The 4,101-nt window shown below is 73.9% G+C and carries 3 protein-coding genes; all 3 read right to left on the bottom strand.

The window, feature by feature from the left end:
* On the bottom strand, positions 1 to 950 hold a 950-nt coding region (locus BHU15_RS35575), incomplete at its 3' end, for a SagB family peptide dehydrogenase (RefSeq protein ID WP_141726959.1).
* A 14-nt stretch (positions 951 to 964) separates the two neighbouring features.
* Positions 965 to 2,872: a TOMM precursor leader peptide-binding protein gene (locus BHU15_RS35570; RefSeq protein ID WP_171908520.1), complete on the bottom strand. Its 1,908-nt coding sequence runs from the start codon at positions 2,870 to 2,872 to the stop codon at positions 965 to 967.
* A gap of 37 nt (positions 2,873 to 2,909) precedes the next feature.
* Positions 2,910 to 4,101 (bottom strand): YcaO-like family protein (locus BHU15_RS35565; protein ID WP_171908519.1); only part of this gene is annotated, 1,192 nt, incomplete at its 5' end.

Genomic DNA, 4,101 nt, shown 5'->3' with positions numbered 1-4,101 from the left:
CGAGCACGCCGCCCGGCGGCCGGGGCGAGCGCGCCGGGGGCGGGCCGCCGGGCGGCGTGCTCGGAGGTCGCCGCCTGCATCTTCAGCAGCGCGTCGAAGGTGAAGACCTCACGGGAGCGCTCGATGTCACGGTGGCGTACGGAGACGTCGCCCGAGACCGGCCCGGTCGGCAAACTGGCCTGCCCTTGAGCCCACTTGAGCGGGACGACGGCGAACACGCCCTCCTCCTCGCCGTCCACCCCGAGCAGCTTCTGGAGCCGCGCCTCGTCGAACCACATCGCCGGTTCGACGGACAGCCCGCGCGCGCCCGCCCACATGCGCCACGTCTGCACGGCGGCGCCGAGGTCCATGCTCACGGCGTGGAAGGAGAAGCTGTTGTACTTGAAGGAGTTCTGCCAGTACTTGATACCCAGGACCAGATACTGGTCCGTGTTCGCGCCGTATCCACCGAGCGCTTCGCGCACCTCTCCGGACACGTCCCCGGTGAGCAGGCGCTGCATGGTGTGGTGGCGGGTCGAGTAGTAGTGCACGCCGGGCGTGACGGGGCCGTTCGGCCCGGAGACCCAGTACACGCTCACGGGGTAGAGGCCGCCGCCGGACGCGGAGCCGCGCGACCAGTTGGCGAGCGGATAGAAGGGCAGGGCGCTGAGGTCGGTGTTGGCCTGGACGCCGAGCCGGCGGCCCGTCAGGCCGTACGAGTCGAGGAGCATCCCGGACAGCGACGTCAGGTCGAACTCCCCCGCGCCCGGCGCGCTGTCGGCGAAGCCGAAGGCGCGGTCCAGGCTGGCGTCCGCCGGGTAGTCGGCGGCGGGCAGCGGCAGGCTGTCGACCCCCGGGTAGTACTTCGCCTTGCGCGGCCCGTCGGACCAGTTCGGCACGAAATCGACCGGTGGCATCGGGACCCGGCCCCGCTGCATGATCGCGGCGGCGTAGTCATGGGCGTACCCCATGGGTGGTGCTCCTCTCAGGGGAACGGGTGCGGCGCGAGGTTCAGATCGGCGTCGGTCAGGTCGTGGGCGCGCAGGCCCGCCTCGCGCAGGGCGGTGCGCAGCCGGGGCATCCCGAGTGCGCGCTGCCGGGTCCAGCCGAAGTCGATGGGCAGCAGACCGGGGACGATGACGGAGACCGTCGTCAGTCCGAGGTCACGCTGTTCGGGCATGGTCTGGTCGACGACGACCACGTCGAATCCCTTGTCGGTCACGGCGTTCACGCACCGTGTGAGGTCGTCGCGCAGATCGTCCGAGACCGGCGGCAGCGACCCGTCGCCGTACGCCTCGGCCAGGGGGCGCTTGCGCGGCCGGGGCGCGCCCGGTTCGCCGATCAGGAAGTGGGCGTTGTTCCCCATCTCCGGGATGCCGTAGGCGAGCGGGTGGTCGTGCAGCGCGGCGACCTTGTCGTAGTCGGTGGCCATGGCGCGCAGCCGTGCCTCGTCGCGTGCGGTGCGGCCCTGGAGGTTCACGGCGTCCGTGGCGATCTCGCAGAGCGCCCCGGACAGGGCGGACTCCGGGTCGAGCCCGGCGCCCGCGCCGAAGCACATCCGGCCGGGGCCGCCGTCGGGACGGACGGCGACACCGGTGATGACGGGGATGGGGAAGCTGATCCGGGTGTCGAAGAAGCGGGCCTCGTACCCGTACATCTCCAGGCGGTCGACCATCTGCCGGGTGGCGGCGCGGGTGCTGGTGCGCGGGTCGAGTTCGGGCAGGGCGGCCTTGCCGTACCAGGTGAGGAGGAAGGCGTCGCGTTCCACGACCTCCATGAGGCCGAAGTACACGGCCTCCTCCATGCAGCCGCCGGACGCGCAGCCGTTGGAGCTCTCCTGCACGAAGCGGTTCTCCAGGCCCGGCGCGTGATAGTACGTCAGCACTTCCGGTACGAGGACGGGCCGGTGGTCGCGCAGCGAGTAGCCCCAGACCCAGGGGAGTTCACGGTCGGGGTGGAAGGGGGTGACACGCGGGTTGGCGCGGTGGAACTCCTCCGAGTACAGGCCGACCTCGCGCGGGTCCAGGGTGTGCTCCCCGGCCGCGCGCAGCCCGTTGAGGGAGCCCAGCACGCCCGCCGTCTTGGCGCGCGAGCGCATCCCGGCGTACCGCTCAAGCCCCTCCAGCACACCGATGCGCACGCTCTGCGCGAAGGTGTCGGCGTGGCCGCCCCAGAACGTCTCGCGCAGATAGTCGCCGGAGCGCATCGAGAAGCAGCCGATGGTCGCCGACGTGGAAGCGGAGGAGATGTCCTGCACGACCGAGGGTCCCAGGGACCCGCAGACCGGGTTGGCGTACGGCTCCACGGGCAGCTCGTACGCGCTGATGTCCCGGAGCCGGAAGCTGCCCGGCTTGTGCTTGGGCGCGGGGTTCAGCGTGAGGACAGCCGCGTCGGCGGTGTCCTGTTCACCCCTCCCGCAACGGGGGCACTCCGGGTCCGGCACGAGGGGGTAGTGCCGGACCCGGAGGGTTTCGAGGTCCACGAGGTGGACCGCCGGGAAGGAGCCGGTCCGCGGCCCCTGCCCGGCGAGTCGGGCCGCGACGATCCCGGCGAGGGCGTCGGCGGTGAACGGGGTGATGTACGGGGACTCCCCGGCGGCCCTGGTGCCGGAGCCCAGCTCCAGGGCCTCGCGCAGCGCGACGGAGCGCACGCCCTGCCAGCGGCGGGCGAGACAGCGGGCGCAGGGGCGGTGGGACTCGCCGCCGGGGAAGGGGCCGACGACGGCGTGGCGGCCGTAGAACCGTACGGGCACGGCGTCCGGTACGGCGTCCGGTGCGTCCGCCTCGTCCGTGCGCGCGTCCGTGGCCGCCTCTGTGAACGCGTCACGGACGCCGAGCGGCGCGACGTCGAGTGCGGGGGCGGGGGCGGCGGTCGCCTCGAAGCTGCGGCGCATCAGCGCGGCGAGGTCGGCGGCGGACCGCTCCCAGGGCTCAGCCTGCATCGGGCGCACCCTCCGCGCCGGCCCGGCCCTTGGTGAGCAGCACGCGCGCGGTGCTGATGCCGCCGGCGGGCAGGTCGGCGGGGGTGGTGGCGACGTACAGCACATCGCGGCCGGCCGAGCGCAGCCGGTCCAGGACCGCGTCGAAGGTGGTGGCCGTCGCGTCGGCGGGCACCGGGTCCGCCGTCAGCAGGACGGTGGAGGCGGCGAGTTCACCCATCAGCGGGTCGCCGGTGTCGACGGCGCCGGCCGGGTCCTCGGCGGCGAGCTGTACCTGGCCGAGCAGATCGCGCAGCGCGGCGCACGCGGCGGCGGTGCGGGAGAGCCCGGCGGCGACGGCCCAGCGTCCCCGCCCTTGCGTACGCGCTCCCGCCGCCGGTGCGCCGCCCGTCTCGCGTGCGAGGACGACATGGGCGCCGGAGTGGTCCTGCTCGCCGAGGTCGACGAGTTCGGCCCGTATCCCCACGTTCGGCACGGACTTGAGCAGGAACACCAGCTCCGGGTCGGCGTCCGGCTCACCGGCCGCCGGGGAGGTGACGAGCGCGCCGCGCGCCTCGCCGCGTACCGCCCGCAGCAGCGCGCCGTGCGCGAGCGCCGACAGCAGACCGCGGCCGGCAGCCTCCTGCGGGCCGGGGCCCGCGCCCGCGCCGGCGGTGGTCGCCTGGTGCAGACGGCCGGTGTTGTACGGGCCGAACGGCCGTACCGCGGCGGCCGGTACGCGCACGGGCTCCTTGGTGAGCAGCGAGAGCGCGGTGACCCACGCGCCGACCGTCTCGGCGCCCGCGCCGGTGCCGCTGCCCGTGGTCAGGTGGTCGGGGGCCAGGGCGGCGACGCCGTCGCCGTCCGGCGCCGGGGGATCCGGGATGACGGGCACGACGTGCTCGACGTACGTCTCGGCCGCCGCGTACAGCGCGCGCAGCCGGGCGCCCGCCAGGTGGTGCACGTCGAAGGCGGCGATGCGCCTGCGGGTCCCGTGGCCGACGGCCAGTTCGACTCGGCTGATCTTGAGGGGGGTCTGGGTCAGGCTCTCATCGTCGTAGCGGCTGAAGATGCCGGTGAAGGGGCGCACCAGCGCCGTACTGATCCGGTTGAGCCCTTCGACCAGAGCCTCCGCCTCGCCCGCGCTCTCCACGGTGGGCGTGATGGGGAGGGTCAGTCCGCCGGGGAGAGCGGGGCGAGGCGGA

The sequence above is a fragment of the Streptomyces niveus genome (genome assembly GCF_001723055.1).
In the GTDB taxonomy this organism is placed as follows: domain Bacteria; phylum Actinomycetota; class Actinomycetes; order Streptomycetales; family Streptomycetaceae; genus Streptomyces; species Streptomyces niveus.
Note: the sequence above shows the minus strand (reverse complement) of the source record. Positions and strands in the feature narration are given on the sequence as shown.